Origin of the sequence: Pseudarthrobacter sp. AL07 (genome assembly GCF_029960665.1) — a bacterium.
In the GTDB taxonomy this organism is placed as follows: Bacteria; Actinomycetota; Actinomycetes; order Actinomycetales; family Micrococcaceae; genus Arthrobacter.
Genome location: NZ_JASBRB010000004.1, coordinates 30,767 through 54,581 on the forward strand (window position 1 = coordinate 30,767; position 23,815 = coordinate 54,581).

At 67.2% G+C, this 23,815-nt stretch carries 18 protein-coding genes and 3 tRNA genes; 8 read left to right on the forward strand and 13 right to left on the reverse strand.

Features of this window, described 5'->3' with window-relative positions; all coding sequences use genetic code 11:
• Position 1 precedes the first annotated feature (1 nt).
• The 3 genes from QK290_RS05410 to QK290_RS05420 form a co-directional block, all read right to left on the reverse strand.
• Positions 2–77: transfer RNA gene (locus QK290_RS05410), tRNA-Phe, on the reverse strand.
• Positions 78–125: 48 nt separating this feature from the next.
• Positions 126–199, reverse strand: a tRNA-Asp gene (locus tag QK290_RS05415).
• Between the two features lie 90 nt (positions 200–289).
• A tRNA-Glu gene (locus tag QK290_RS05420) sits at positions 290–362 on the reverse strand.
• Positions 363–529: 167 nt separating this feature from the next.
• On the opposite strand from QK290_RS05420, the gene QK290_RS05425 reads away from it, so the two are divergent.
• The 5 genes from QK290_RS05425 to QK290_RS05445 all read left to right on the forward strand — a co-directional run bounded on the left by QK290_RS05425 (position 530) and on the right by QK290_RS05445 (position 6,078).
• Positions 530–1,579 (forward strand): PHP domain-containing protein, encoded by a 1,050-nt coding sequence (locus QK290_RS05425; RefSeq protein WP_282329663.1) that lies wholly within the window; start codon positions 530–532, stop codon positions 1,577–1,579.
• A 53-nt stretch (positions 1,580–1,632) separates the two neighbouring features.
• Positions 1,633–2,571: a DMT family transporter gene (locus QK290_RS05430; RefSeq protein WP_282329664.1), complete on the forward strand. Its 939-nt coding sequence runs from the start codon at positions 1,633–1,635 to the stop codon at positions 2,569–2,571.
• Positions 2,572–3,119: 548 nt separating this feature from the next.
• A complete protein-coding gene (locus tag QK290_RS05435; RefSeq protein WP_282329665.1) occupies positions 3,120–3,548 on the forward strand; it encodes a metallopeptidase family protein in 429 nt (142 codons plus the stop codon).
• 10 nt (positions 3,549–3,558) lie between these two features.
• Entirely contained in the window at positions 3,559–4,479 is a 921-nt protein-coding gene (locus QK290_RS05440) for a cation diffusion facilitator family transporter (protein WP_282329666.1), read from the forward strand.
• Between the two features lie 210 nt (positions 4,480–4,689).
• On the forward strand, positions 4,690–6,078 hold the full coding sequence (locus tag QK290_RS05445; RefSeq protein ID WP_282329667.1) for a C40 family peptidase: 1,389 nt from the start codon (positions 4,690–4,692) through the stop codon (positions 6,076–6,078).
• Between the two features lie 60 nt (positions 6,079–6,138).
• Here QK290_RS05445 and QK290_RS05450 read toward each other — a convergent pair whose 3' ends face one another.
• From QK290_RS05450 to QK290_RS05470, 5 genes are all read right to left on the reverse strand, one after another.
• Entirely contained in the window at positions 6,139–6,978 is an 840-nt protein-coding gene (locus QK290_RS05450; RefSeq protein ID WP_282329668.1) for an ABC transporter permease, read from the reverse strand.
• Positions 6,968–7,912, reverse strand: a complete 945-nt coding sequence (locus QK290_RS05455; RefSeq protein ID WP_282329862.1) for an ATP-binding cassette domain-containing protein — start codon at positions 7,910–7,912, stop codon at positions 6,968–6,970. Before QK290_RS05455 ends, QK290_RS05450 begins: the two co-directional genes overlap by 11 nt.
• Before the next feature lie 74 nt (positions 7,913–7,986).
• Entirely contained in the window at positions 7,987–9,249 is a 1,263-nt protein-coding gene (locus QK290_RS05460; protein ID WP_282329669.1) for a hypothetical protein, read from the reverse strand.
• A gap of 97 nt (positions 9,250–9,346) precedes the next feature.
• Positions 9,347–12,073 carry a PEP/pyruvate-binding domain-containing protein gene (locus QK290_RS05465; protein WP_282329670.1) on the reverse strand — a complete coding sequence of 909 codons (2,727 nt, stop codon included), beginning with the start codon at positions 12,071–12,073 and terminating at the stop codon, positions 9,347–9,349.
• Positions 12,074–12,103: 30 nt separating this feature from the next.
• Entirely contained in the window at positions 12,104–13,141 is a 1,038-nt protein-coding gene (locus QK290_RS05470) for a universal stress protein (RefSeq protein WP_282329671.1), read from the reverse strand.
• 419 nt (positions 13,142–13,560) lie between these two features.
• Here QK290_RS05470 and QK290_RS05475 point away from each other — a divergent pair, with 419 nt between their 5' ends.
• Positions 13,561–14,181, forward strand: a complete 621-nt coding sequence (locus QK290_RS05475; protein ID WP_282329863.1) for an FAD-binding protein — start codon at positions 13,561–13,563, stop codon at positions 14,179–14,181.
• Here the strand turns inward: QK290_RS05475 and QK290_RS05480 are convergent.
• On the reverse strand, positions 14,178–14,807 hold the full coding sequence (locus QK290_RS05480; RefSeq protein WP_282329672.1) for a copper resistance CopC family protein: 630 nt from the start codon (positions 14,805–14,807) through the stop codon (positions 14,178–14,180). The genes QK290_RS05475 and QK290_RS05480 overlap by 4 nt on opposite strands.
• A 111-nt stretch (positions 14,808–14,918) precedes the next feature.
• The gene (locus tag QK290_RS05485) at positions 14,919–17,312 is read right to left on the reverse strand and encodes an excinuclease ABC subunit UvrA (protein ID WP_282329673.1); all 2,394 of its coding nucleotides are present in this window, start codon (positions 17,310–17,312) and stop codon (positions 14,919–14,921) included.
• Positions 17,313–17,419: 107 nt separating this feature from the next.
• On the opposite strand from QK290_RS05485, the gene QK290_RS05490 reads away from it, so the two are divergent.
• On the forward strand, positions 17,420–18,859 hold the full coding sequence (locus QK290_RS05490) for an NCS2 family permease (protein WP_282329674.1): 1,440 nt from the start codon (positions 17,420–17,422) through the stop codon (positions 18,857–18,859).
• Position 18,860: 1 nt separating this feature from the next.
• Here QK290_RS05490 and QK290_RS05495 read toward each other — a convergent pair whose 3' ends face one another.
• Positions 18,861–20,165, reverse strand: a complete 1,305-nt coding sequence (locus tag QK290_RS05495) for a cation:proton antiporter (RefSeq protein WP_282329675.1) — start codon at positions 20,163–20,165, stop codon at positions 18,861–18,863.
• A gap of 202 nt (positions 20,166–20,367) precedes the next feature.
• Between QK290_RS05495 and hutG the strand changes: the two genes are divergently transcribed.
• Positions 20,368–21,351, forward strand: coding sequence for a formimidoylglutamase (gene hutG / locus QK290_RS05500; protein WP_282329676.1), 984 nt, complete (start codon positions 20,368–20,370; stop codon positions 21,349–21,351).
• A gap of 33 nt (positions 21,352–21,384) precedes the next feature.
• Here the strand turns inward: hutG and QK290_RS05505 are convergent, their stop codons facing one another.
• Together QK290_RS05505 and QK290_RS05510 are read right to left on the reverse strand one after the other, a co-directional pair.
• Positions 21,385–22,050 carry a response regulator gene (locus tag QK290_RS05505; protein WP_282329677.1) on the reverse strand — a complete coding sequence of 222 codons (666 nt, stop codon included), beginning with the start codon at positions 22,048–22,050 and terminating at the stop codon, positions 21,385–21,387.
• A complete protein-coding gene (locus QK290_RS05510; protein ID WP_282329865.1) occupies positions 22,047–23,624 on the reverse strand; it encodes a sensor histidine kinase in 1,578 nt (525 codons plus the stop codon). The genes QK290_RS05505 and QK290_RS05510 overlap by 4 nt, the downstream gene beginning before the upstream one ends.
• Between the last annotated feature and the right edge of the window lie 191 nt (positions 23,625–23,815).

Consider the following 23,815-nt stretch of genomic DNA (forward strand, 5'->3'; position numbering starts at 1 on the left):
GTGGTGGCTCCGACCGGCGTCGATCCGGTGACCTTTCGATTTTCAGTCGAACGCTCTACCAACTGAGCTACAGAGCCTAGGTGACATGTCACCTTGACCGCCGGAATTTCTTCCAGCAATCAGAGCGACCCTGACGGGACTTGAACCCGCGACCTCCGCCGTGACAGGGCGGCGCGCTAACCAACTGCGCTACAGGGCCTTGATTTTCTTGCTTCGCGGCATCGCTACCGCTTTTTTCAAGGCTTCCAGCTTACCAGACGTTTTCAGCCTGCCAGACCATATCCTTGCGTACCCCCAACGGGATTCGAACCCGTGCCGCCGCCGTGAAAGGGCGGTGTCCTAGGCCGCTAGACGATGGGGGCCAGAACCCGTTCGGCACAAAATAAAAGGCTTCGAGCCGAGGCTCTCAGTCTTTCGTTTTGCAGTTGCTCCGAACTGGACTCTAAAACTATAGGGCCTCGGCGGGAATAACTCAAAATCAGCCCGCAGACACCTGACCGAACCCGCCGATACAGGCGAAGATGGACAGATGGATGCCGTCTCCGCGCTCAATGAAATTGCTTTCTGGCTGGAACGGGAACGCGCTGCCACGTTCAAGGTCCAGGCCTTCCGGAAGGCGGCCGTGATTATCGCCGGGCTCGACCCTTCGGAGGTGGCCGCCCGGGCCCGGGCCGGCAGGCTCAAGAGCATGAAGGGCATCGGCGACAGGACCTACCAAGTGGTCCGGCAGGCCGTGAACGGCGAGGTGCCAGAGTATCTTGAGGATCTTCGCCAGCGCAGCGGGGCGCCTCTGGCGGACGGCGGGGCCGAGCTCCACGCAGCCCTCCGCGGCGACCTCCACAGCCACAGCGACTGGTCCGACGGCGGCTCCCCCATCCAGCTGATGGCAGACGCCGCGCGCCTGCTGGGCCGCGAGTTCCTGGCCCTGACGGACCACTCCCCCACCCTGACCATCGCCAACGGGCTCAGCACCGAGCGCCTGACCGAACAGCTCGACGTTGTGGCCGCGATCAACACCGCCTCCGCAACTGACGGCGAAAAAGACGGATTCCGGCTCCTGACCGGCATCGAGGTGGACATCCTGGAATCCGGCGAACTGGACCAGTCGCCGGAGATGCTGGACCGGCTGGACATTGTGGTGGCCAGCGTCCATTCGAAGCTTCGGGCGGACGGCGCCACCATGACCCGGCGGATGCTCCATGGAATCCAGAACCCCCGGACCAATGTGCTGGGCCACTGCACCGGACGCCTGGTGGAGGGATCCCGTGGCACGCGCCCGCAATCGGACTTCGACGCCCAGAAGGTATTTGCGGCGTGCGCCGAAAACAATGTGGCGGTCGAGATCAACTCGCGCCCCGAGCGGCAGGACCCGCCGGATGACCTGATCCAGCTGGCCCTTGACGCCGGCTGCCTGTTCTCGATCGACAGCGACGCCCACGCTCCGGGCCAGCTCGACTTCCTCCAGTACGGGGCGGCCCGTGCCGCGCGCAACAACGTGCCCGCGGACCGCATCGTTACCACCTGGCCCCTGGAGCGGCTGTTGGAGTGGTCGGCCCGGGATTGGCAGAAAATCGACTAGACGCGTCCGATTCCCGCCAGCTGTCGGCGCCGCGGCAGGGCTAGATTGGCAGCATGGATTCAGGCACCCCTCCCAGCGCAGCGGCAGCAACCGCGTTTCGTCCGTCACCTGGCCGTCCCAAAACGCTTGGCGTCGCTGCCGTGGTGGTCACCGTGGTGCTCTGGGCCTCGGCCTTCGTGGGGATCCGGGCCATCGGCCCCACTTTCTCCCCCGGTTCCCTGACCCTGGGCAGGCTGGCGGTTGCCGCCGTCGTGCTCGGCGCGCTGGTGCTGCCGCAGCTGGCCAAAAGCAAGCTGCTGCCGCGTGGCCGCGAATGGTGGCCCATCCTGGGCTACGGGGTGATGTGGTTCGGCGGCTACAACGTGGCCCTGAACGCGGCGGAACACCTGCTGGACGCCGGGACCGCCGCCTTGCTGATCAACGTCAATCCCATCCTGGTTGCGATCATGGCCGGCGTCTTCCTGAAGGAGGGCTTCCCGCGCTGGCTGATTATCGGGAGCCTGGTGGCGTTCGGCGGGGTTGCACTGATAGCGCTTGGCTCAGGTTCCGGGGTACGTTCGACGGCGGATGTGGCGGGCGTGCTGCTCTGCCTCCTCGCCGCCGTACTCGCCGCCGTCAGTGTCATCATCCAGAAGCCGGTGCTGCGGAAGTTCCCGGCGGGCCAGGCCACCTGGTTCGGCATCATGGTGGGGGCGGTCTGTTGCCTTCCCTTCAGTAGCCAACTGGTGTCCGAGCTGCAGTCGGCACCGCTGCCGGCGACACTGGGCCTGGTCTATCTGGGCATCTTCCCCACCGCCATCGCCTTCACCACCTGGGCCTTTGCGCTGTCCCTGATTGACGCCGGAAAACTGGCGGCCACCACTTATCTTGTGCCGGGCACCACCATCCTGATCTCGTGGCTGGTCCTCAGCGAAGTGCCCGCGGTGCTGGGTTTGGTGGGCGGGCTGGTCTGCCTGGTGGGTGTGGGCCTGACGCGCCGCAGGTCCCGGTAGGGGCTCCGTTCAGCGAAACGTCGGGCTCGGCTTTGCCATGCCCCCGATGATCGGCGTGGCCAGGGCAACCGCTGGGGCCTCCAACCTGCTGACTTCCGTGAACTCGAACCCTGCTTCGCCGATGGATGCCACCGTGTTCCGGTTGAGGTGGCACCAGGGTGAACACGACGGCGTCCGCTGCGCCGTCCGGCAGCGGCAGGTGCTCCGCATCGGCGTCGGAAACCTCCACCGGAACCGACGACTCCCCCAGACGTTTGCTCAATCTGGCCCGCATGTGGCGGTCGGGTTCCACGAGGATCACCCGCTCAGCCCGGCGGAAGTGCCGCAGGTTGGCCCCGGTGCCTGCGCCGACGTCCACCACTGTTCCTGTCAGCCCGGAAAGCAGCCGAGCACGGCGAGGAGCGAGCTCGCGGCGCTCCACAGAGGCCGACAACGTGTCGTAAGTGGCGGCAAAAAGGCGATGGCGGACAGACATCAAGCTCCTCCCAATGCGGTCAAGAACGGGTTTCAGTATGCGCGCCGACCCGGCTGCGGACTAGAGTCTGCTTATGCCCGCCCAACTACCGCCCGGCCTGCCCATCATCCCGGACGGTCCGCAAGAGTCCGGTCCGTTTGAGATGTCCGCTGACGATTTCGAGGCCGCCGTCACGGATGCCCTGGGCCTGATCCCCGCCAAACTGGCGGCCGCCATGGACAACGTGGCCGTGTTTGTCGAGGACGACTACGTGCCCGGCCCTGGCGAGGATCCGGACACCGTTCTGCTGGGCCTCTACGAGGGCGTTCCCTTGACGGAGCGGGATTCATGGTGGGATGCCGGTTCGATGCCGGACCGGATCACCATTTTCCGCCAGCCCATCCTGGACATCTGCGGGTCCCGCGACGAGGTGATCCAGGAAGTGGCTGTGACGGTGGTCCACGAGATCGCCCACCACTTCGGCATCGACGACCGGCGGCTGCACGAGCTCGGCTGGGACTAGCCTTGTAGGCATGGGACACGACCACAGCCACACGCACGGGATCACGGCGACAGGCCGGCACCGCAAACGCCTCATTGCCGTCCTGGCCATCACCCTTGCGGTGGTGGTGGTCCAGGTGATCGGCGCGGCACTGTCCGGATCCTTGGCCCTGCTGGCGGACGCCGGCCACATGCTCTCCGATGCGGCAGGCGTGACCATCGCGCTGCTGGCTGCCTGGATCGCCGGACGCCCCGCAAGCGAGCAGCGGACCTACGGCTACCAGCGTGCCGAGGTTCTGGCCGCCCTGGCCAACGCGCTGATCCTGATTGTCATCTCGGTGGTCATCTTCACCGAGGCCATCCGCCGAATTGGCTCCGCGCCCGAGGTCCACACCGACATCATGCTCTTCGCGGCCATCCTGGGCGCGGTGGCCAACCTGGTCTCGCTGCTGATTTTGCGCGGCGCACACCAGGACAGCCTGAACGTCCGGGGCGCCTACCTTGAAGTGCTCGGCGACCTGCTGGGCTCAGTTGCCGTCATTGTTGCTGCCCTGGTCATCATATTCACCGGATACCAGGCAGCCGATACGATCGCCTCCGTGCTCATCGCCCTGATGATCCTGCCGCGGGCCTGGAGCCTGCTACGCGATGTGGTGGACGTCCTGCTGGAGGCGACCCCCAAAGGCGTGGAGGTGCAGATGATCCGCGAACACATCCTCAGCGTTGACGGCGTGGTGGACGTCCATGACATCCACATCTGGACGATCACCTCAGGCGTGCCGGTCTTTTCGGCCCACGTGGTAGTGGAGGACGGCGTCCTCAATGCCCGCGGCGCCGACCAACTCCTGGACAAGTTGACCACGTGCCTGGGCTCCCACTTTGACACCGAGCACTGCACTTTCCAGCTGGAGCCCGCCAGTCACTCGGAGCACGAATCGCGCCAACACGCCTGACCCCTTGCGGCGGACGACACAGGCTCGGCACGACACGCCGGTCGGGATGCGTCGGAATCACACTCTTGTTGATTATGTTATTGATGTGACCAGTGTTGCCAAAGTGCACACGCTCACGTAGCCTCGGACTGCTGGGAGATCAGCAGAGGGGCTCCTTGCGCCGCCACCAGACCTCGCTCCCCCAGCCTTACTGCGTGCGAGGTTCTGCGAATGGGTTTGACCGGATCCGGCCTGAAGGCCGCCGTGCTGTGCACCGCCGTCGTACTTTTCGGCACCATGACCCTCCCCGCCCAGGCTGCGCCGCTGCCGCAGGCTCCGAGTTTCCATCTCCCGGCATCGCCGGAGCTTCCCACCCCGGAGGACATCGCCGCAGCCAAGGCCAGTGAACGCGCGACGGCGGAGAAGGTCGCCAGCATTGAACGCCTCCTCGCGGACGCCAAGAGCGACCAGCAAGCCACGTTTGGCTTGTCGCTGCAGGCCAATAACGCCTACGGTGAAGCCCTGGTTGAGCTGCAGGACCGCAAAATGGCGGCGGACGTGGCCACGACCAGGGCCACTGCTGCGACGCAGGAGCAGGAAAGGACCCGGAAGCAGGTGGGTCAGCTCGCCGGCGACCTATACCGCAACGGCGGGCTGAACCCTACGCTGGGCACGTTCGTCAGCGGCAACCCCGAAACCTTGCACCAGGCTGCGACACTGGAAGCCATTTCGGCCAGCCGGAGCCGCGCCTTCGAATCGGCGGCATCGGCAGCGTCCGCAGCGCAGTCCCTGACGGCCGCCGCCGACGACGCCAACAGGGCCGCTGACGACGCCGCCCAAAAGGCCGAAGCCCGCAAGGAAGAGGCCGAACAAGCCAACGCCGCCCAGGCCAAGTCGGTAACCGAAGCCGCGGCGCAACGGACCATCCTCGTGGATCAACTCGCCCAGCTGCGGAACACCACAGTGGCCCTCGAATCAGCTCGCATTGACGCCTTGGACAGGCAGCGCGAGGAAGCCACGCTCGCCGAACTGGCTGCGGCTGCCGATCGGGCTGCGGCGGCGCAGGCAGCAGACCGGCCTGCCGCCGACCCGGCCACCGGCGGCGGGAACCTACCGGCAGCTCCAGCACCCGCGCCAGCACCCGCGCCTGCTCCAGCACCCGCCCCGGCTCCTGCTCCAGCTCCAGCACCTGTTCCCGCGCCCGCGCCTGCCCCGGCTCCTGCGCCAGCTCCGGCCCCATCGCAAGGGGGCTCCAACGAGACGGCCATCTCAGTGGCGATGTCCAAGGTGGGGTCGCCCTATTTCTACCAGTACGGCGGCACCGGCCCCAACGGTTTTGACTGCTCCGGCCTTGTGCAAACAGCCTTCGCCGCCGCGGGCAAGTACCTGCCGCGCACCGCTGCCCAGCAGTACGCGGCGGCCCCCGTTCACGTGCCGATCTCCCAGGCCCGGCGCGGCGATCTGCTGGTCTGGGGCTCAGCCCCGGGCTTCTATCACGTGGCCATCTACCTGGGCAACGGCCAGGTGGTTCAGGCACTGAATCCGGACGAGGGCATCAGCGTGACCCAGTTGAGCTGGATGGCCGGGATGCAGCTCCACCCTTACGCAGCCCGCTACTGATGCGGACAGGGCTGCGGTCCGAGGCTCCGGCCCCGGACCGCAGACCCAGCGCTCGGGGCCTCAGGACAGCACGTCCTTGGTGACGAACCGGCCATAGGCGAGCGCCCCGAACACGGCGATGTAGCCCGCCTGCAGCATCGCATTGCTGGCAAAAGAGTCCCACAGCACCGGCTGCCGCAGGACGTCCGCGAAGCCGAACCAGTAGTGCGTAAACAGCCAGGGATGCAGCCATTCCAACTGCGGCAGCTGGTCCAGCACTTGGGAAACCACTGACAGCACCACCGTGGCGGCCATGGCGCCCACCGGGACCACCGTCAGGGTGGACAGGAACAGGCCGATCGCCGCGAGTCCGGCCAGGGACACCGCAAGATACGCGGCGATCAGGACCAGCCGCAGCGCGGCCTCAGGGGGCTGGACGACGTCGCCGGAGAGGAGCGTCACCGGCCCGACGGGGAACAGCGACGCTCCGATCGCCGCCCCGGCAAGGGCCACGGTGACGGGCGCGGCGATGCAGAACGCCAGCGCTCCGGCGTACTTCACCAGCAGCAGGCGGACCCGCCCGGCGGGCGCCACCAGCAGGTAACGAAGCGTGCCCAGGCTCGCCTCGCCGGCGATAGTATCGCCCGCCACCACCCCAATGGTCAGGGGGAGGAACAACGGCACCGAGACCAGCATCGCCGTGACCGCCACAAACAGCCCGTTCTGGCTGATCCGGTCCAGGAACGCCGGTCCCCTCCCGGCAGGAACGGATGACGAGAGCCGGACGGCGGCGGCGATCAGCACCGGTATCGCGGCAAGGGCCACCAGCATGGCCGCGGTCCGGCGGCGCCGGAACAGCGTCTTCAGCTCGGACCCCAGCAGGGACAGGCTCGACGGCGCACCCGAAGCACTATTGGGCAATGTCGAACCCCTCCCCCGTCAGCGCCACAAAGCGCTCCTCCAGGCTCTCCCGCTCCACCGCAAAACCCCGGACACGCACGCGGGCTGCCACGAGCTCCGCCACAATGTCCTCCGGGGCCTCAAGTCGGGACGCGGCCGCGACCGCGGTCAGCACGTCGCCGTCCGGTTCAGGCGTTCCCCTTCCCGGGGACATGCCCAACCGCAGCAGGACCTCGCTGGCCGCCCCGGCGTCGGGCGTTAACAGGCGGATCCGGGTCTCGCCCGCCTGGCGGAGCTCGGCCAGCGGCCCCTGGGCCACCAGCCGCCCGGCACTCATGATGGCGGCGTGCGTGCAGATCTGCTCCACCTCTGCGAGGAGGTGACTGGAGACAAAGACGGTGGCGCCGTCGGCGGCCAGCGACCGCACCAAGCTCCGCACTTCCCGCGTTCCCTGCGGGTCCAGCCCGTTGGTGGGCTCATCAAGCACCAGCAACTCCCGCGGCGACAGCAGCGCATTGGCGATCCCCAGCCGCTGCTTCATGCCCAGCGAGTAAGCGTGGACCCGCTTGCCGGCGGCGCGGGAGAGACCCACGCGCTCAAGTGCGGCGGCCACGCGGGCGGTCCGGGTAGCGGGGGCCGCATGCCGGCTGGCCGCGTCCAGGCGGTGCAGGTTGGAGGTGCCGGAAAGGAACGGATAGAAGGCAGGCCCCTCCACCAGGGCACCGACGCGCGGCAGAACCTCGTGCAGGCGCTGCGGCATCGGCAGGCCCAGGACGCTGACGGTTCCGGCCGACGCGGCAGCAAGGCCCAAGAGCATCCGGATGGTGGTGGTCTTGCCGGAACCGTTGGGCCCCAGGAACCCGAACACGGCACCGTGGGGAACGGCGAGGTCCACGTTGTCCACCGCCAACTGGTGGCCGAAACGCTTGGTCAGGCCCTGGGTCTCGATGGTCAGCCCGGTTGTCCCATTCCCTGCGGAAGTGGTCCGGGCCGCAGCTATCCCGGGTCCCGCCGTCCCCCCGGCCGCGGTCACACCGCGCCGGCGGCAGCCTGGAGCCGCCCAGCCGGGACCATCCCCACAAAGATCCTGCCGTCGTCGGTCAGCAGGACGTTGACCAGTGCCGTGGACAGGAGCCGTCCGCCGGGAACGACGACGGCGGCCTGGGACAGGAGCGGATCCTTCAGCAAGGATCCAGTCAAGGCAGCCGCTTGGCCGTCGGGTGCCGCGGGGAACCCGACGACGGTCTCCCAGCCCTTGCCAGTTACCGTTGGCCGAAGTGCACCACGGTGATGCAGGCTGGCCTCGCTGCCGGGGATCTTATCCGGGGCGCTGTCCGGAACCACTCCGGGCGTAATCCCACCGGGCACGGCCGGAAGGGGTGGCAGGCCGGGCCGGAGCGGGATCGGTGGTACCTGCAGCTCCTTGATCGTGGCGCCCGGTGGGGCAACGAACGAAAATACCGAGTCCTCCGGGGCCGCCAGGGACAGGCTGGTGAAGCCAGCCTGTAAAGCCGGTTTTGCCTGGCCGCGTGCCATCACGGATACCCGCAGCGGCATTCCCGTCTCGCCGTCGACGGCGATGGCAATTTTCTCAACCAGAGTTCCCTGCGTCTTCGGCGCCAGTTCCAGGCTGTAGGCCGCCCGGCCGGCAATTTCGATGTCCGGCCCCACCGTCACCTCGGTGGAACTGTCCACAACGGCGAGGAACTCGCGGGCCAGGTCCTCGGGCGTCGGCAGTACAGGCGGGCCGGGCAGGATGGGCAAGGGCAGGTCCCGGCCTGGCAGGTCGCCGGGCGGTGCGGGAGGTCCTGGCAGAGCGGGAGGTTCGGGGACAGACATCGGCAGGTCGCTGGCGAACGCCGGCAAGGCAAGGTGGGCAGCGCTGTTGTCCTTGGAGTTGTAGAACCACACGTCGTTGTCGCGCCGGATGACGTCGCGTTCAGCGAGCCGGTCCATCACTTGGACCCGCATCTTCGTTGGCCCGTCCATAAAGATCCGGGCGGTGTGCTCGCCGGTCAGGAACTCCAGGACCGACGCGGCCCCGCCGGCCGACACCGGTCCGGAGCTGGGACCGGCGGCCGGCAGTTCGGGCAGGCCCATCTCGGCGGATTGCTCGACCGTCCCGGAGAATGACCGGGTGTTGTGCTGGCCAAGGAGGGTCAGAACCTCGGCCGGAGACTTTTGTGGCAATGGATCGCCGGCCCGAGCCGGAATGGATCCCACCAGCACGCCGGCGGCTATCACTGCAGGTACAGCTGCGGCAGGCACCCAGCGCAGCCATGCGCGGATCATGCCAGCCCTGCCTCATCCTTGGAGCCCATACTTCAGGTTACGCCTCGGGACCGCCAGCCACACGTCTCTTCTGGAAGTCTTGCCGGGGGCTGCCCGGCTACGAAGGCACCACGGTTCCGGCGCCGCCGTCGACCGTTATTTCCTGCCCGGTGAAGAGCTGGAGCGTGGCGTCCGGGACGCCCACCACCGCGGGAATCCCATACTCCCTGGCCACCACAGCCCCGTGCGAATTGGGTCCGCCCATCTCCATCACCAGTCCGCCCGCGGTGAGGAACAACGGTGTCCAGCCGGGGTCCGTGGACGGCGCCACCAGGATTTCTCCCGGTTCCAGATGCGCACCCACAGGGTTGAGGATCACGCGGGCGGCCGCTGTGACAACACCGGCCGACGCCGGGCTGCCGCTCAGTGCCCCCGGCACCGTGGATGCCGTCACAGCGTCGCCGGATGGAATGGCTTCCGGCTCCGTGCCGTCCGACAGCAGCACCCGGGGTATGTGCCGCCGTTCAAGTTCCACGGCGTAGTCCGCGCGCCGCTGCGCCACCAGGTCCCGGAGGTCACCCGCTCCCGAATCGAGGCCGGCCCTGGCTTCGTCCAGGTCGAGGAAGAAGATGTCGTCCGCCTCGGCTACCACCCCGGCCGCCGCCAGCGCCGCACCGGCCAGGGCCAGTTGCTTCCGTACTTCGGCGAGGCCCACCACCAGCTGGTACTTGGGCAGCTCGCGCAATCCGGAGAAAAGCCTGGCCCGACGCAGTGCCGCCCGGACCGCTATCCCGCGCAAGCGGCCACGGCTCCGTGCCTCCGCAACGAGACGGTCAACGCAGGCGTCCGCTTCCTCAGCGGCGTTGCTGAACTGAACATCCGGTGCCAGCGCCGAGTCCTCGAGCCGGAGATAATTCGCCAGGACACCCAGGATGTGGGTGGGATCGTCCGACCAGCGCGGCATGCCGACATCGATCTCGGCCACGGCGCGGTGCCCGTACTGGCCCAGGAACCGGGCCACCCCGGACTGCAGCACGGCGGGCAGCTGGGCCGCGCGGAAGTCTTCGGCCAGCTCGGCGGGTGTCCGGTCCGACACTGCGGCGCGGGAACCGCCGTCGTTCTTAATCACCTGGGCGAGGCGCCACAACTCCAGGTCCATCTCGGTGGTGACGTTGTTAGGCAGCCCGCGGAGCACAACCTGCAGGTCATCCCACCGGCCGCCGCCCAGCAGTTTTCCGGCGAGCGCCAGGGCAGCGAACCCGAGCGCCGGAAGCGGCAGGATGGACGGCACCACCGAGAAGATGCGGGTGCCGAGCACGTGTTCGGCGTGGTCCAGGCGCTGCAGCGGGGTGAGGCCCGCGGGCGGTTCGAGTGAATCGGCGAACTCGCGCGCGCGCCGGTTGGTCCTGCGGAGGGCCGCGTCGGGGCGGAAGACGGCCCGGAGCAGCGTCTCCGGCACGCCGGCTTGGACCGCCGCCGGGACGACGTGCCGCAGCAAGCCCAGCGGCGTCCGGCGGGTCACGGAAAACCGCGGGTCCTCGAACACCCTGCGCAGCACCGTGGCTGAGCGTGCTTCCATCACGTCAAAGACGCGCGGAACGATCCGCCGGCCGGTGGTGCTGCGGGCTACTGCGGTCAGATCGACGTAAATCCGCTGGCCCGCCACTGCGTAAGGGGACGGACCCCGGCGTGGCTCGGGCACGTCGAACTGCGCCGCGCGGGCCACCGAGGAGGCAATGAGCCGGAAGGCTGCCAGGCCCATGGGCGTGATGGGGCGGGTCAGGCCCTGCGCCAGGCTGAAGCAAAGGTAAACGCGCGTGCCCTCCCCGCCGGGAGTGCCCACCCCGGCCGCCCGTTGCGGGACGGGGAACAGCGTGGTGATGGGCCGCGACTGGGTCAGCCAGAGGCGGCCGTCGCCGGCGATGGCCCATTCAATGTCCTGCGGCGAGCCAAAGTGACCCTCCACCCGGCGGCCCATAGCCGCCAGCTCGGCGGCCTGCTTGTCCGTCAGGCAGGCCGCTGCTCCGCCATTGCTGATGGCCAGCGTCCGGGTTCCGCCCCCGGGGATCGGCCGGACCGCGATGCGTTTGTCCCCAAGCCGGCGTTCCAGCACCCGCCCGGTGAGCGGGTCAACAACGAAATGGTCCGGGTTCACGGCCCCTGACACCACAGCCTCCCCCAGCCCCGGACTGGCATCGATCACGGCTTGCTTCCGGCGGCCCGTCAGCGGGTTGGCGGTAAAAAGCACACCGGCGGCGGTGGCATCCACCATCCGCTGGACCACCACCGCCAGCGACACCGCGGCCGGATCGATCCCCCGGCTTGCCCGGTAGCTGACGGCCCGGTCCGTCCAGAGCGAGGCCCAGCAGTCACGCACGGCTTCCACAACGGCGGCGGCGCCCACCACATTGAGGTAGGTGTCCTGTTGGCCGGCGAAGCTCGCCGACGGAAGGTCTTCGGCAGTGGCCGAGGACCTGACGGCCACCGGAACGTTGTCACCCAGGGCTACGTACGCCGCCTCGACGGCGGCGGCCACCTCGGTGGGGACCGGGGCGTTTTGGATACTATTCCGGGCCCGGGACGCCAGGGCGGCCAAGGCGGGGAGGTCGCCGTCGTGCGTTGCTTTCAGCGCCCGGTGGACCTCGGCGAGCGGACCGCCGCTTCGATGCGCATCCGCGGCCGCCTCACGGTAGGCCTCCGTGGTGAGGCAGAAGCCGTCCGGCACGGGCAGCCCAGCGGCGAGTAACTCCCCCAGGTTGGCCGCTTTGCCACCCACCAGGGGAACCATTGCTGCGGTGACCGCCTCCAATCCCAGGATGGGAGGCGGTCTGCCGGTGTCAGGCATCGTCATGCCTCCTGCTGCGAAGGTGACTGGTCAGGCTGCGCCGGGGAGCGGCCCAAACTTGTCGCGGTCCGCCAGCCGCGGATCGTCGCGGTCCGGAACAACCAGGACCGGGCTCTTGGCGTGATGGAGCACGCCGCCGGAGGTGGAACCCAGCAGCATGCCGGTGAACCCGCCATGGCCCCGGGTGCCCACCACGACCAGTTCCACATGCCGGCTGGCCTCCACAAGGACGTCCACGGCAGAACCGTCCAGCAGTTCCGACTCCACGGCAAGGTTCGGGTAGTGGCTCTTCAACCAGGCCATTCCAGCGTCAAGTTGGATCTGGATGTCATCGAAGAGTGCTTTGCGGTCCATGGGGGCCGGGACCCAGGCCAAGGATCCACTGAATTGCGGCACCGCACAGATTACGCGCAGGGTCGCCCCGAGCCGCTCAGCCTGGTCGGCAGCCTCCAGCACAGCGACCCGCGCCTGTTCGGAACCGTCCACGCCCACCACCACAACGTTCTCGACCTGCTTGTGCCCTGGCTGGTCCTGCTCGGCCCTGATGCGTTTGTCGTCTGTGGTTTCTCCGAGCCGGTCCGAACACACCAGCGGCACCGTAACGGTGGGACACTTGGCGTGTGCAGGCAGGGCGCTGCTCACCGAGCCCAGCAGTCGTCCCACAAATCCGCCACGGCCGCGGGTGCCGAAGACCAGCAGATCAGCCGTCTCGGACATTTCCAGGAGCACACCCGAGGCGTCCCCGTTCTCCACGGAGCCGTCAACCTCGATGTTGTACCCGGAAACCTTGTCCAGCGCCTGCTTGACGATCGCTTCGGCGCCCTCGCGGATCACCGAATCATCCACGGTGGCGTACCCGCCGTCCAGCCCGGACGCCGCAAAGATCGGCACTGAATAGGCGGTGACAATGTGCAAAGGCCGACGGCGGCGCTCGGCTTCCCGGGCCGCCCACACCAAGGCGCACTGACCGTGGTCGGACCCGTCTACGCCGACAACAATCCCCACCGGAGCCGCCGAATTTCCGGCCCTGTCCTGTTCCGGATCCGGATGCAACTCATGTGCGCCCATGGGGCCGCCTCCTCGCGATACTGCCTTATGTTGCGGCTATTCTGCCAGACGCGGCGCCCTCCGCCCGCACCGGCCGCGATCTGTGGCCCGACGGGCTGGAGAGCCCTGCCTCCGCTTCTCACTATTCTCGGTCCACGGACACTTAGCAAGCGGCCCAGGGCCGCTGGCTGGCCGGTTATCCACAGCCCACGGCAAACGGAGCGGAAAGCGTATTCATCGCGGAGAAGAATGTTTGTGTTTGGGCTATCCACGGTGCCGAATGTTCTGTAGTCTTCGAGGCACTGCCGGTCCGCCGACGCCCAATTCAAGGTGCGTCCCGGGCCGGTGCTGCGGCCGGACTTTGGGGGTAACGGAACGCATGCGGGGCGACGCTGCCTGCATCCGAAAGCCTTTCAAGGAGGAAACCTGTAGTGTCAAGCATGCCTGTGAATGGCGGGACCGAACGGACCACTACGGTGATCATCGGCACGGGGCTATCAGGCCTGGCGGTTGGCGCGGAACTGCGTCGCCGTGGCGTGGACGCCATCGTAGTGGACGGGCTCGACATCCTCGGCGCCGCACAACCGGCCAACACTGCTTCACTGCAGCGCTGCGACGCAGCAGACTCCGAATCCCTCCGGGAACGCAACGAGATCCTCCGCCACCTGCGCAACTACGCCGCCAGCCACCACATGGATGTCCGCACCACCACCCGGGCGGTTCAGCTGACCATGGTGAGCGGCGAACCCGGCGGAACCAGCACGGGAGCGGCCGCGGGGTCCCCGTCCGGCCAGTGGGAAGTCCATACGCCCAACGGCATCCTGCTGGCCGACAACATTGTGCTGACCCGGTGCGCGCACAGTCAGCTGCGGCGTATGCTCAGCGACCTCGGCATCACTGTTGGCCGCAACCTGGTGGCTGCGATGCGCCAGATCGGCATCTACCTCGTGGGCGTGGGCGAGCTCATCACGCCCTCACCCAAGGAAGTCCTGCGTCAGGCCAAGACCGTGGGCCAGGCCATCTCGGCCACCGTCCACCCGGAAAGCGCCGCCGCCGTCTAAGCCTCTTCGGATTCGTCGTCGTCGCTGCGTGTAGTGAGGCGGCGCTTCGCGAGGATACCGATGGCCACCAGCAGGCCCACGGCCACGGCAGCAAAGATCACCAGGCTCCAGGGGAACGGCTGGGACGCGTTTTCAGCCGGCGCCGGCGCCGCCACGGTTCCCGGCTGCGCGCTTCCCATCGTGGGAACAGCGGCCGACGGCGATGCTCCCGCCGATGTTCCCGAAGGCGCGGCACCCGCCGCAGCGGCGGTCGCCGTAAAGCCGAACGTCCCCTCGATCGGATGCGAATCCGCGCTGACGACGCGCCAGGCCACCGTGTAGGCGCCCGCCGGAGCGCCGGCCTTGAGCTTTTGGCTGGCCGTGTTGTCCACGATCTCAAGATCGCCATCCGCCCACTCGGTACCGGCCGAATCCTTGACGGAGAACTGTGCGCCGATGCCCAGCGGGTTCTTATTGAAGGTGACGGACACCTGCTCCGGGACCGTGGCCACCGTGGCGCCCTGCGCTGGACTGCTGGACTCGGCGGCATCGTGTGCCGAGGCCGGAGCCGCGAGTCCCAGGACAACGGCTACGAAAACGAAGGTCCCGAGCACGACGCTCAGCACCTGGCGGCGTATGGATCGCATGGGTGTACTGCTCCCTTGGGTTGGCGTCCCTCCAGCCTAGGCGAACTTCCGTGGGCGAACTTCGCGGGCAGCGACGGGCGGCGCCGGGCACCGGCGTTCAGCTGCCGGCGTTCAGCCGGCGACGTACGCCGCGAGGTGCTTGCCGGTGAGCGTGGACTTGGCGGCCACAAGCTCGGCGGGAGTCCCCTCGAACACGACCTTGCCGCCGTCGTGCCCTGCTCCCGGGCCGAGGTCGATGATCCAGTCGGCGTGCGCCATGACCGCTTGGTGGTGTTCGATGACGATGACCGATTTGCCGGACTCGACGAGGCGGTCAAGCAGGCCGAGGAGGTTTTCGACGTCGGCGAGGTGGAGGCCAGTGGTCGGTTCGTCCAGGACGTAGACATCGCCCTTCTCGGCCATCTGCGTAGCCAGCTTGACGCGCTGCCGCTCGCCCCCGGACAACGTGGTGAGCGGCTGGCCGAGCGTCAGGTAGCCGAGTCCGACGTCGACGAGCCGGTCCAGGATCTTGTGGGCCGCGGGCGTGCGGGCCTCCCCTTCGCTGAAGAAGACCTCAGCCTCTGTCACGGACATGGACAGCACCTCAGAGATGTTGCGGCCGCCCAGCGTGTACTCCAGCACTGACGCCTGGAACCGCCGGCCCTCGCAGTCCTCGCACACGGACTCGACCGTGGCCATCACGCCCAGTTCGGTGAAGATGACGCCCGCGCCGTTGCAGGTGGGGCAGGCACCTTCGGAGTTGGAGCTGAACAGCCCGGGCTTCACGTTGTTGGCCTTCGCGAAAGCTTTGCGGATCGGCTCGAGCAGGCCTGTGTACGTGGCGGGGTTGCTGCGGCGCGAGCCCTTAATGGCGCCCTGGTCGACTACCACCACGCCGTCACGTCCTGCCACGGAACCGTGGATCAGCGAGCTCTTGCCCGAACCCGCGACACCTGTGACCACGCAGAGCACGCCGAGCGGAACGTCGACGTCGACATCCTGGAGGTTATGCGTGGAGGCGCTACGCACCTCGAGGGCGCCGGTGGAAGTTCGCACGGATCCCCTGACCTTCGCACGGTCATCGAGGTGGCGGCCGGTGATGGTGTCGCTCCGCCGCAGCCCGTCCACAGTTCCCTCGAAGCAGACGCTGCCGCCCGCGGTGCCGGCGCCGGGGCCGAGATCGACCACGTGGTCGGCGATGGCGATGGTCTCGGGCTTATGCTCAACCACGAGGACGGTGTTGCCCTTGTCCCGGAGCTGCAGCAGCAGCTGGTTCATCCGTTCGATGTCATGCGGGTGCAGGCCGATGGTGGGTTCGTCGAAGACGTAGGTGACGTCGGTGAGGGACGAGCCCAGGTGCCGGATCATCTTGGTCCGCTGCGCCTCGCCGCCGGAGAGGGTGCCTGCGGGGCGGTCCAGCGAGAGGTAGCCCAGCCCGATCTCGGCGAAGGAATCCAGCAGGTGCCGCAGACCCTTGAGGAGCGGCGCAACCGACGGCTCGTCGAACTCGCGGACCCACTCGGCCAGGTCGCTGATCTGCATCTCGCAGAGCTCGGCGATGTTTTTGCCCTGGATCCTCGACGACCTCGCCTCGGGGCTGAGCCGCGTGCCCTCGCACTCGGGGCAGGCCTGGAAAGTGATGGCGCTTTCCACGAAGCGCCGCACGTGTGGCTGCATCGCCTCGACGTCCTTGGACAGCATGGACTTCTGGATCTTGGGGATGATGCCCTCGAACGTGAGGTTGATGCCCTCAACCTTGATCTTGGTGGGCTCGGCATACAGCATCGTCTCGAGCTGCTTCTTCGTGAACGTGGCAACCGGCTTGTCCATCGGCAGGCCCATGCCCTCGAACAGCCGGCCGTACCACCCGTCCATGCTGTAGCCGGGGACGGTCAGGGCCCCGTCGGCGAGGGACTTGGTGTCATCGTACAAAGCGGTCAGGTCAACGTCGGAGACCGAGCCCATGCCCTCGCAGCGCGCACACATGCCGCCCAGATACACAACGTTCTGCACCACGGCCTTCTCCACCCGGCCGCCGGCCTTCTCGGTGCTCATTACACCGCTGGCCTTCCGCGTCGGGACATTGAAGGAGAAGGCCGTGGGCGGCCCGACATACGGGATGCCCAGCCGGCTGAAGAGGATCCGAAGCATGGCGTTGGCATCCGTGGCAGTTCCCACCGTGGAGCGGGGGTTCGCGCCCATCCGCTCCTGGTCAACGATGATCGCCGTGGTCAGCCCTTCGAGGTGGTCCACGTCAGGCCGCGCCAGGTTGGGCATGAACCCCTGTACAAAGGCGCTGTAGGTCTCGTTGATCATCCGCTGGGACTCGGCAGCGATCGTCGCGAACACCAGTGAGCTCTTGCCAGAGCCGGACACCCCGGTGAATACTGTCAGGCGGCGCTTGGGGATCTCTAGGCTGATGTCTTTGAGGTTGTTCTCCCGGGCGCCCTGCACACTGATCAGATCGTGGCTGTCGGCGACGTGCGCCGCGGGGACCTGCTGGCCTGTCGATGTGTCAGTAGTCATGGTGTCTCCAACATATGCTCGGCCTTGTGAGGTTCCTGACAGACATTCTAGGCGCGCGCTTCCGCCCTCTAGGATCGAGTAACCCCAACAACACATCCGGAGGACTAATGCTTAAGCAGGGCTCTGCCTTGGACCGGTACTTCAAGATCTCCGAGCGGGGGTCCAACCTCTCCCGCGAGATCCGCGGCGGCTTTGCCACATTCTTCGCCATGAGCTACATCGTGGTGCTTAACCCCCTGATCCTCTCCGGCCCGGATTCCACCGGCACCACACTGGGCTTTGCCGCAGTGGCTGCTGTGACGGCGTTTGTGGCGGGCATCCTTACAATCCTGATGGGCGCCTGGGGCAGGCACCCCTTCGCGCTGGCCGCGGGGCTGGGCGTGAACGCGTTTGTTGCCGTCACGGTCGCTACTAACCCCGGCCTGACGTGGCCGGACATGATGGGCCTGGTGGTCCTGTCCGGCGTGACCATGCTGATCCTGGTCCTCACCGGCTTCCGGACCGCCGTCTTCAAGGCCGTCCCGGACGGGCTGAAGACCGCCATCGTGGTGGGCATCGGACTGTTCATTGCCCTGATCGGGTTGGTGAATGCCGGTTTTGTCCGCCGGATCCCCGACGCTGCCGGCACCACTGTTCCCGTGGGCCTGGGCTACGACGGCAAACTTCTGGGCTGGCCCACGGCCGTCTTTGTTTTCGGCCTGATCCTCACCATCGCCCTCGTGGTCCGCAAGGTCAGGGGTGCCATCCTGATCGGCATCATTGCCTCCACCATCATTTCCGTGATCCTGGAAATGACCCTCCACATCGGTCCCAGCTTTGACGGCACCACCGCCAACCCGCAGGGCTGGTCCCTGGTGGCGCCGTCCTTTACGGGGTGGAGCGCCCCGGACCTGTCGCTGATCGGGAAGGCCAACCCGTTCGGCGCTTTTGAACACCTGGGCTTTGTGGCCGCAACGCTGCTGGCCTTCGTGATCCTGCTCAGCATCTTCTTCGACGCCATGGGCACCATGGTGGGCCTGGCCAACGAGGCGGGAACGGTGGACAAGGACGGCAACATCCCCGACGTGGACCGTGTGCTCCAGGTGGACGCGCTGGGCGCTATCGTGGGTGGCGGCGCGTCCGTCTCCTCGAACCAGATCTACGTTGAGGCCGGCGCCGGAATCGCCGAAGGTGCCCGCACCGGCATTGCTTCCATCGTCACCGGCCTGCTGTTGCTGGTGGCCATGTTCGTCACCCCGCTGATCAACCTGGTCCCGTTCGAGGCCGTGGCTCCGGCCCTGGTGGTGGTGGGCTTCATGATGGTCTCCCAGGTGGGCAAGATCGACTGGCAGGACTGGGGCATCGCCATCCCTGCTTTCCTGACTTTCACGCTGATGCCGTTTACGTACTCGATCGCCAACGGTCTTGGTGCCGGGTTCATTGCGTTCGTCATCATCCGTACCGTCCAGTGCCGGGTCAAGGACATCCACCCGCTGATGTGGGCCGTGGCTGCCGCCTTCCTGCTGTTCTTCGCCGTGGGACCGATCGAGGCCGCCCTGGGAATGTGACTTACACGGCAGTGGTGGGGGCCTTGCCCTCATCGCCGGATTCTGCCAGGGCCTTCCGCTCCCGCATGCGGTCGAGCCGGTTCATCAACGGCGAAGTAGTGGCCCCATGGATCATGATGGAAAGGGCCACTACCAGGCCCACGAAGGACCACAGCCACTCAGCCTGCTCGGAAAACCGGCCCTTTCCCAGCGCATACGCCAGGTAGTACAAGGAACCGATGCCGCGGATCCCGAAGAAAGAAAGGGCAACGCGTTCGTAGGGGCCCGTCTTTCCGCCAAGCAGTCCGATCCAGCCGGCCGCGGGCCGCACCAGGAGCAGGAACGCCAACGCAACCAGGAGTTCCGCCCAGCCGACCTCGGCCAGGAGTCCGCGGCCAATCGCGCCGCCCAGCAGGACGAGGATCACCACGGTCACCAGCCGTTCCAGCTGTTCCACGTAGGAGTGCAGCACACGGTGGTAGCCGTGGGTATGCTCGGCGGACCGGATGGTGACCGCGCAGACAAACACCGCGATGAAACCGTAGCCTTCGATCATCTCGGTGAGGCCGTACGCCAGGAACGTTGCCGCCAAGGCCACAAACCCTTCGGAGTGGTTGGCGAGCCGCAGGCTTTCCTTCCTCGCGGAGAAAAACAGCCTGGCCAGCAGCTTGCCCGTGGCGAAGCCGCCGAGGACCCCAATGGCCAGGCGCCAGACCACGTCTACACCGAACCACTGGGGGAACCACTCCGACGGCGACGCGCCCACCAGACTAATGGCGATGGCCAGGTACACAAACGGGAAGGCGAGTCCGTCGTTCAGGCCGGCTTCCGACGTCAGGCCGAAGCGGACCTCGTCCTCTTTGTCCGTTTCGTCGTCATCATCGGCCGGTTCGCCCACCTGGACCTCAGCGGCCAGCACCGGGTCCGTAGGGGCGAGGCTGGCGGCAACCAGCAAGGCCGCCCCCAGCCCCAGCCCCAGGAACCACAAACCCATCAGTGTCAGGGCAATGATGCACAGCGGCATGGCTATTCCCAGGAGCCGCCAGGTTGTGGCCCAGTTCCGGCGCCCCAGGGGCCTGTCCAGGGCCAGACCCGCGCCCATCAGGGAAATAATGACGCAGACCTCCGAGAGGTGGACGGCAATGTCGCTGTGCACTATCGGATTTGGATCCGGCAGGCTGGGGATCAGCGAGAAAGCTGCGATCCCGGCACCCAGGAACACCATTGGCATGGAGAACGGTACGTGGCGCAGGATCTTGGGGAGAATCGCGGCGACAAAAACCGCAACGCCCGCCACGGCGAAGAGGATGCTGGTGGATTCGAACATGGTGCTCCGACCTGCGACTTGCCCTGAGGCGCCTGCCCTGCGGACGGGCCCGCCCCGCGGAGGGATTGCTCCACCTTAGCGTGCGGCTGCCGAGACCACACCTGCTGCCAGTCTTTCACCCCGGGCCTGTGGTTCCGTAATTACAGACACGACGACGGCGGCCCCGCTGGCTTTGGCGGTCCGCATGCGGTGAGCTTGGAACATGGCCCCCTCCGCATTCACCGCCGATTTCCCCCCTCAGCCCTGGAGTGGGCGGTTCGACGGCGACGGCGGCGGGCACCGGCGCTGGTGGCAGGCTGTTTCGCCCTACGCACCCGGCGCTGAATCGTCTGACAGCCCTGGACACGATTCTGCTGCACCCCTCACTGCACGCCCTGCCGTAATCCTGGGCTTCGCCAGCGACGAGGGTGTGCGCCGCAACAAGGGCCGGACCGGCGCCGCACTGGCGCCGGCAGCCATCCGCGGCGCGCTCGGCCCGCTCGCGTTCCACCTTGACCGCACCGTGTGCGACGCCGGGGACGTCGTGGTCTCGGACGGCGCCCTGGAGGCCGGCCAGGCCCGAGCCGGGCACGCGATCACGGCCATGCTCGACGCCGGCCGGCTCACGGTGGTGTTGGGCGGCGGGCATGAGACCGCGTTCGCCAGCTACCTGGGCGTGGCCGGATCAGACGCAGTGCGCGGCGGCAAGCGACTGGGCATCCTGAACCTGGACGCCCACTTCGACCTCCGCGATGAAGCCCTGCCCAGTTCCGGCACGCCGTTCCGCCAGATGGCCGAGGCGGAAGCCGCCGCGGGGCGCGAATTCCGTTACGCCGTCGTCGGGATATCTGAGCCGAACAACACCCGCGCGCTTTTCAACACCGCGGAGCGGTTGGGCGTGCGGTACCTGCCGGATGAGGACTGCACGGCCGAGCGGGTGCGGGAATTTGTGGCCGCGTTCCTGGCCCGCGTGGACGTACTGTATCTGACCATCGACCTGGACGTCCTGCCGGCGTCGGTGGCTCCCGGTGTGAGCGCGCCGGCGGCGTATGGAGTGCCCCTGCCGGTGATCAGTGCCGTCTGTCGGCAGGTGGCCGAGAGCGGAAAGCTCCTGCATCTGGACGTGGCGGAGCTGAATCCGGAGTTCGACATCGACGGCCGGACCGCGAAGGTGGCGGCGCGGTTGGTTAACACGCTGCTGCGCTAAGTCCCCGGCTGGGGATGCTGGCTGCCGGTACAGCTAAGCCTTAAGCACGTAGCGCCGCTCGGGCCTGCCCACGCCGTACTTGAGCCGGACCTCCAGCACCCCTTCATCGTGGAGGTACTCAAGATACCGGCGCGCACTGACCCGGGACGTGCCCAACTGGACGGCCACCTCGGCGGCGGAGAGGTCGCCGTCGGCCTCGTTCAGGGCAGCTTCCACCAGCTTCAGTGTTTCGATGCTGCAGCCCTTCGGCAGGGGCGGGTCCGTCCGGTCCAGCCCGAACACCCGGTTCACGTCCGACTGCTCCGCCACGTCCTTGGCCGAGTCGAGGCCCTGGTAGGCGCTGCGGTAGTGCTCCAGCCGTTCGTGCAGGTCAGTCTGCGAGAAGGGCTTGATGAGGTAGTGCACAATCCCGCCGCGGAGGGCCTTGCGCACCGTGTCCACCTCACGGGCGGCGCTGATCACCAGGACATCCAGTTCCGGGGCCACTTCGCGCAGTTTGTGCATGAGGTCCAGGCCATTGATGTCCGGCAGGTGGATATCGAGCAGCACCAGGTCCGGTTGCAGCCGCTCCGTTTCGATGACCGCCTGGGCGCCGGTATGGGCCACCCCGACGACGGCGAACCCGGGAGTGCGCTGGATGAACCCTGCGTGGACCTTGGCCACCATAAAGTCGTCATCGACGATCAGGACTTTGATCATTGCTGCATTCTCCGTGTTCGTTCCAGCCGGGCGGTGAAGACCGCCCCGTTGTTGTTGGTTACCGTGAGGTCGCCGCCGCTGCGCCGGCAGACCACCCGGGAGAGCGCCAGGCCGAAGCCCCTGCTGCCGCCGGGGCCGGGGTCCTTGGTGGTGAAACCCTGCCGGAAGATCTCCCCCGGATCCCCGGTGACGCCGGGGCCGGAATCGCGGACGGTGAGCGTCACGCCGTCGGCTGTGTCCTCCACGAGCACCCTGACCAATGCCTCCGGAAGCCCAGCGACGGCGTCGAACGCGTTGTCCACGAGGTTCCCGACGACGGTGGTCAGGTCGCGGGACAGATCCTCATCAACGCGCCCCAGCCCGGATGCGGGTTCAAGCTGCAAGGTGACCCCGCGCTCGGTGGCGAGACTCGACTTGGCGATCAGGAGTGCGGCGAGCGCAGGGTCCTGGATGCGGCTGGTGACTTCATCGTTGAGCCGGGTCCTGTCCAGCGTGGCACCGTTGACAAACTGGACCACGGATTCGTATTCGCCGATCTGGATCAGGCCGGAGATCACGTGCAGCTGGTTGGCAAATTCGTGGGCCTGGGCGCGGAGTGTGTCGGTGGCCGTCTGGGTTACGCCGAGTTCCTGCTCGAGCGAGGACAGTTCGGTACGATCGCGCAGCGTGGTGACCGATCCGATGTCCCGGCCGCGCGACTGGATGGGCACGCGGTTCAGCACCACCAACCTGTCCCCGACGAGCACCAGCCGGTCCGGCTCCGGCTGCTCGTGGGTGAGGACCTCCTTCAGCGCAGGCTCCACGGCGAGGCTGGCCAACTTCTGGCCTACGCAATCAGCGGGAAGGCCGAGCAGCGCGCGGGCACTATCGTTGGCGACGGTGATGCGCTCGTGCGGGTCCAGCGCCACCACGCCTTCCTTCAGGCCATGCAGCATGGCCTCGCGGTTTTCGACCAGGCCCGTAATTTCGCTCGGTTCCATGCCCAGGGTCTGCCGCTTCACCCGACGGGAGAGCAGCAGCGAGCCGGCAACACCCAGCACGCTGGCCACGCCGAGATAGGTGAGGAGATTAGGTACGGCGTCCCCCAGCCGCTCCAACGTGGAGGGGTAGTTCCGGCTGATGGATGCAATTCCGATCATGATCCCGGCGTCATCCAGGACCGGAACATGGGCAGAGAGTTCCTCGGTGCCGGATCCGCCCACCACGCCGGTCCACGAACGGCCTTCCAGCACTCGGCTGGCGCCAAGCTCCAGGAGTGTGCCCAGCAGTTCGGGATCGGAGGCGGCCACGATGGTCCGGTCCAGCTTGGCCAAGGTCACATGGGATGAGCCGGAAACGGTCCGGACCGACTCCGCCACGGCCGGAAGGACGGCGCCGGCCCGCGGCTCGGCAGCGGGGAGCAGTTCGCGGACCGTGGGGTTATTGCCTAAAGCTTCGGCGGCGGACAGCGCCCGGCGGCCCTCGATCCGCTCGAACGCTGCGGCCGATTGCGCCAGCGAAATGCCTACTACGGCAACCAGGACGGCGAGGACTATCAGCAACTGCAGGACCAGGTACTGCCCCGCAAGGGACATTCCTCTTCGTCGAGTCACTGTAATTCTGTCCTCTTGTTGGCGGGTCTCTGGTGGTCAGGCTACCTGAACGATGCCCACTGCAGAGTCCCGGTGGCATACCGGAAACGTGAACGCAATGAACTTAACTTTCTCTGCGTACACAAGAGTGATGCCGGTCACGGCCGGGCCTAGCATCAGAATTACAAATCAGC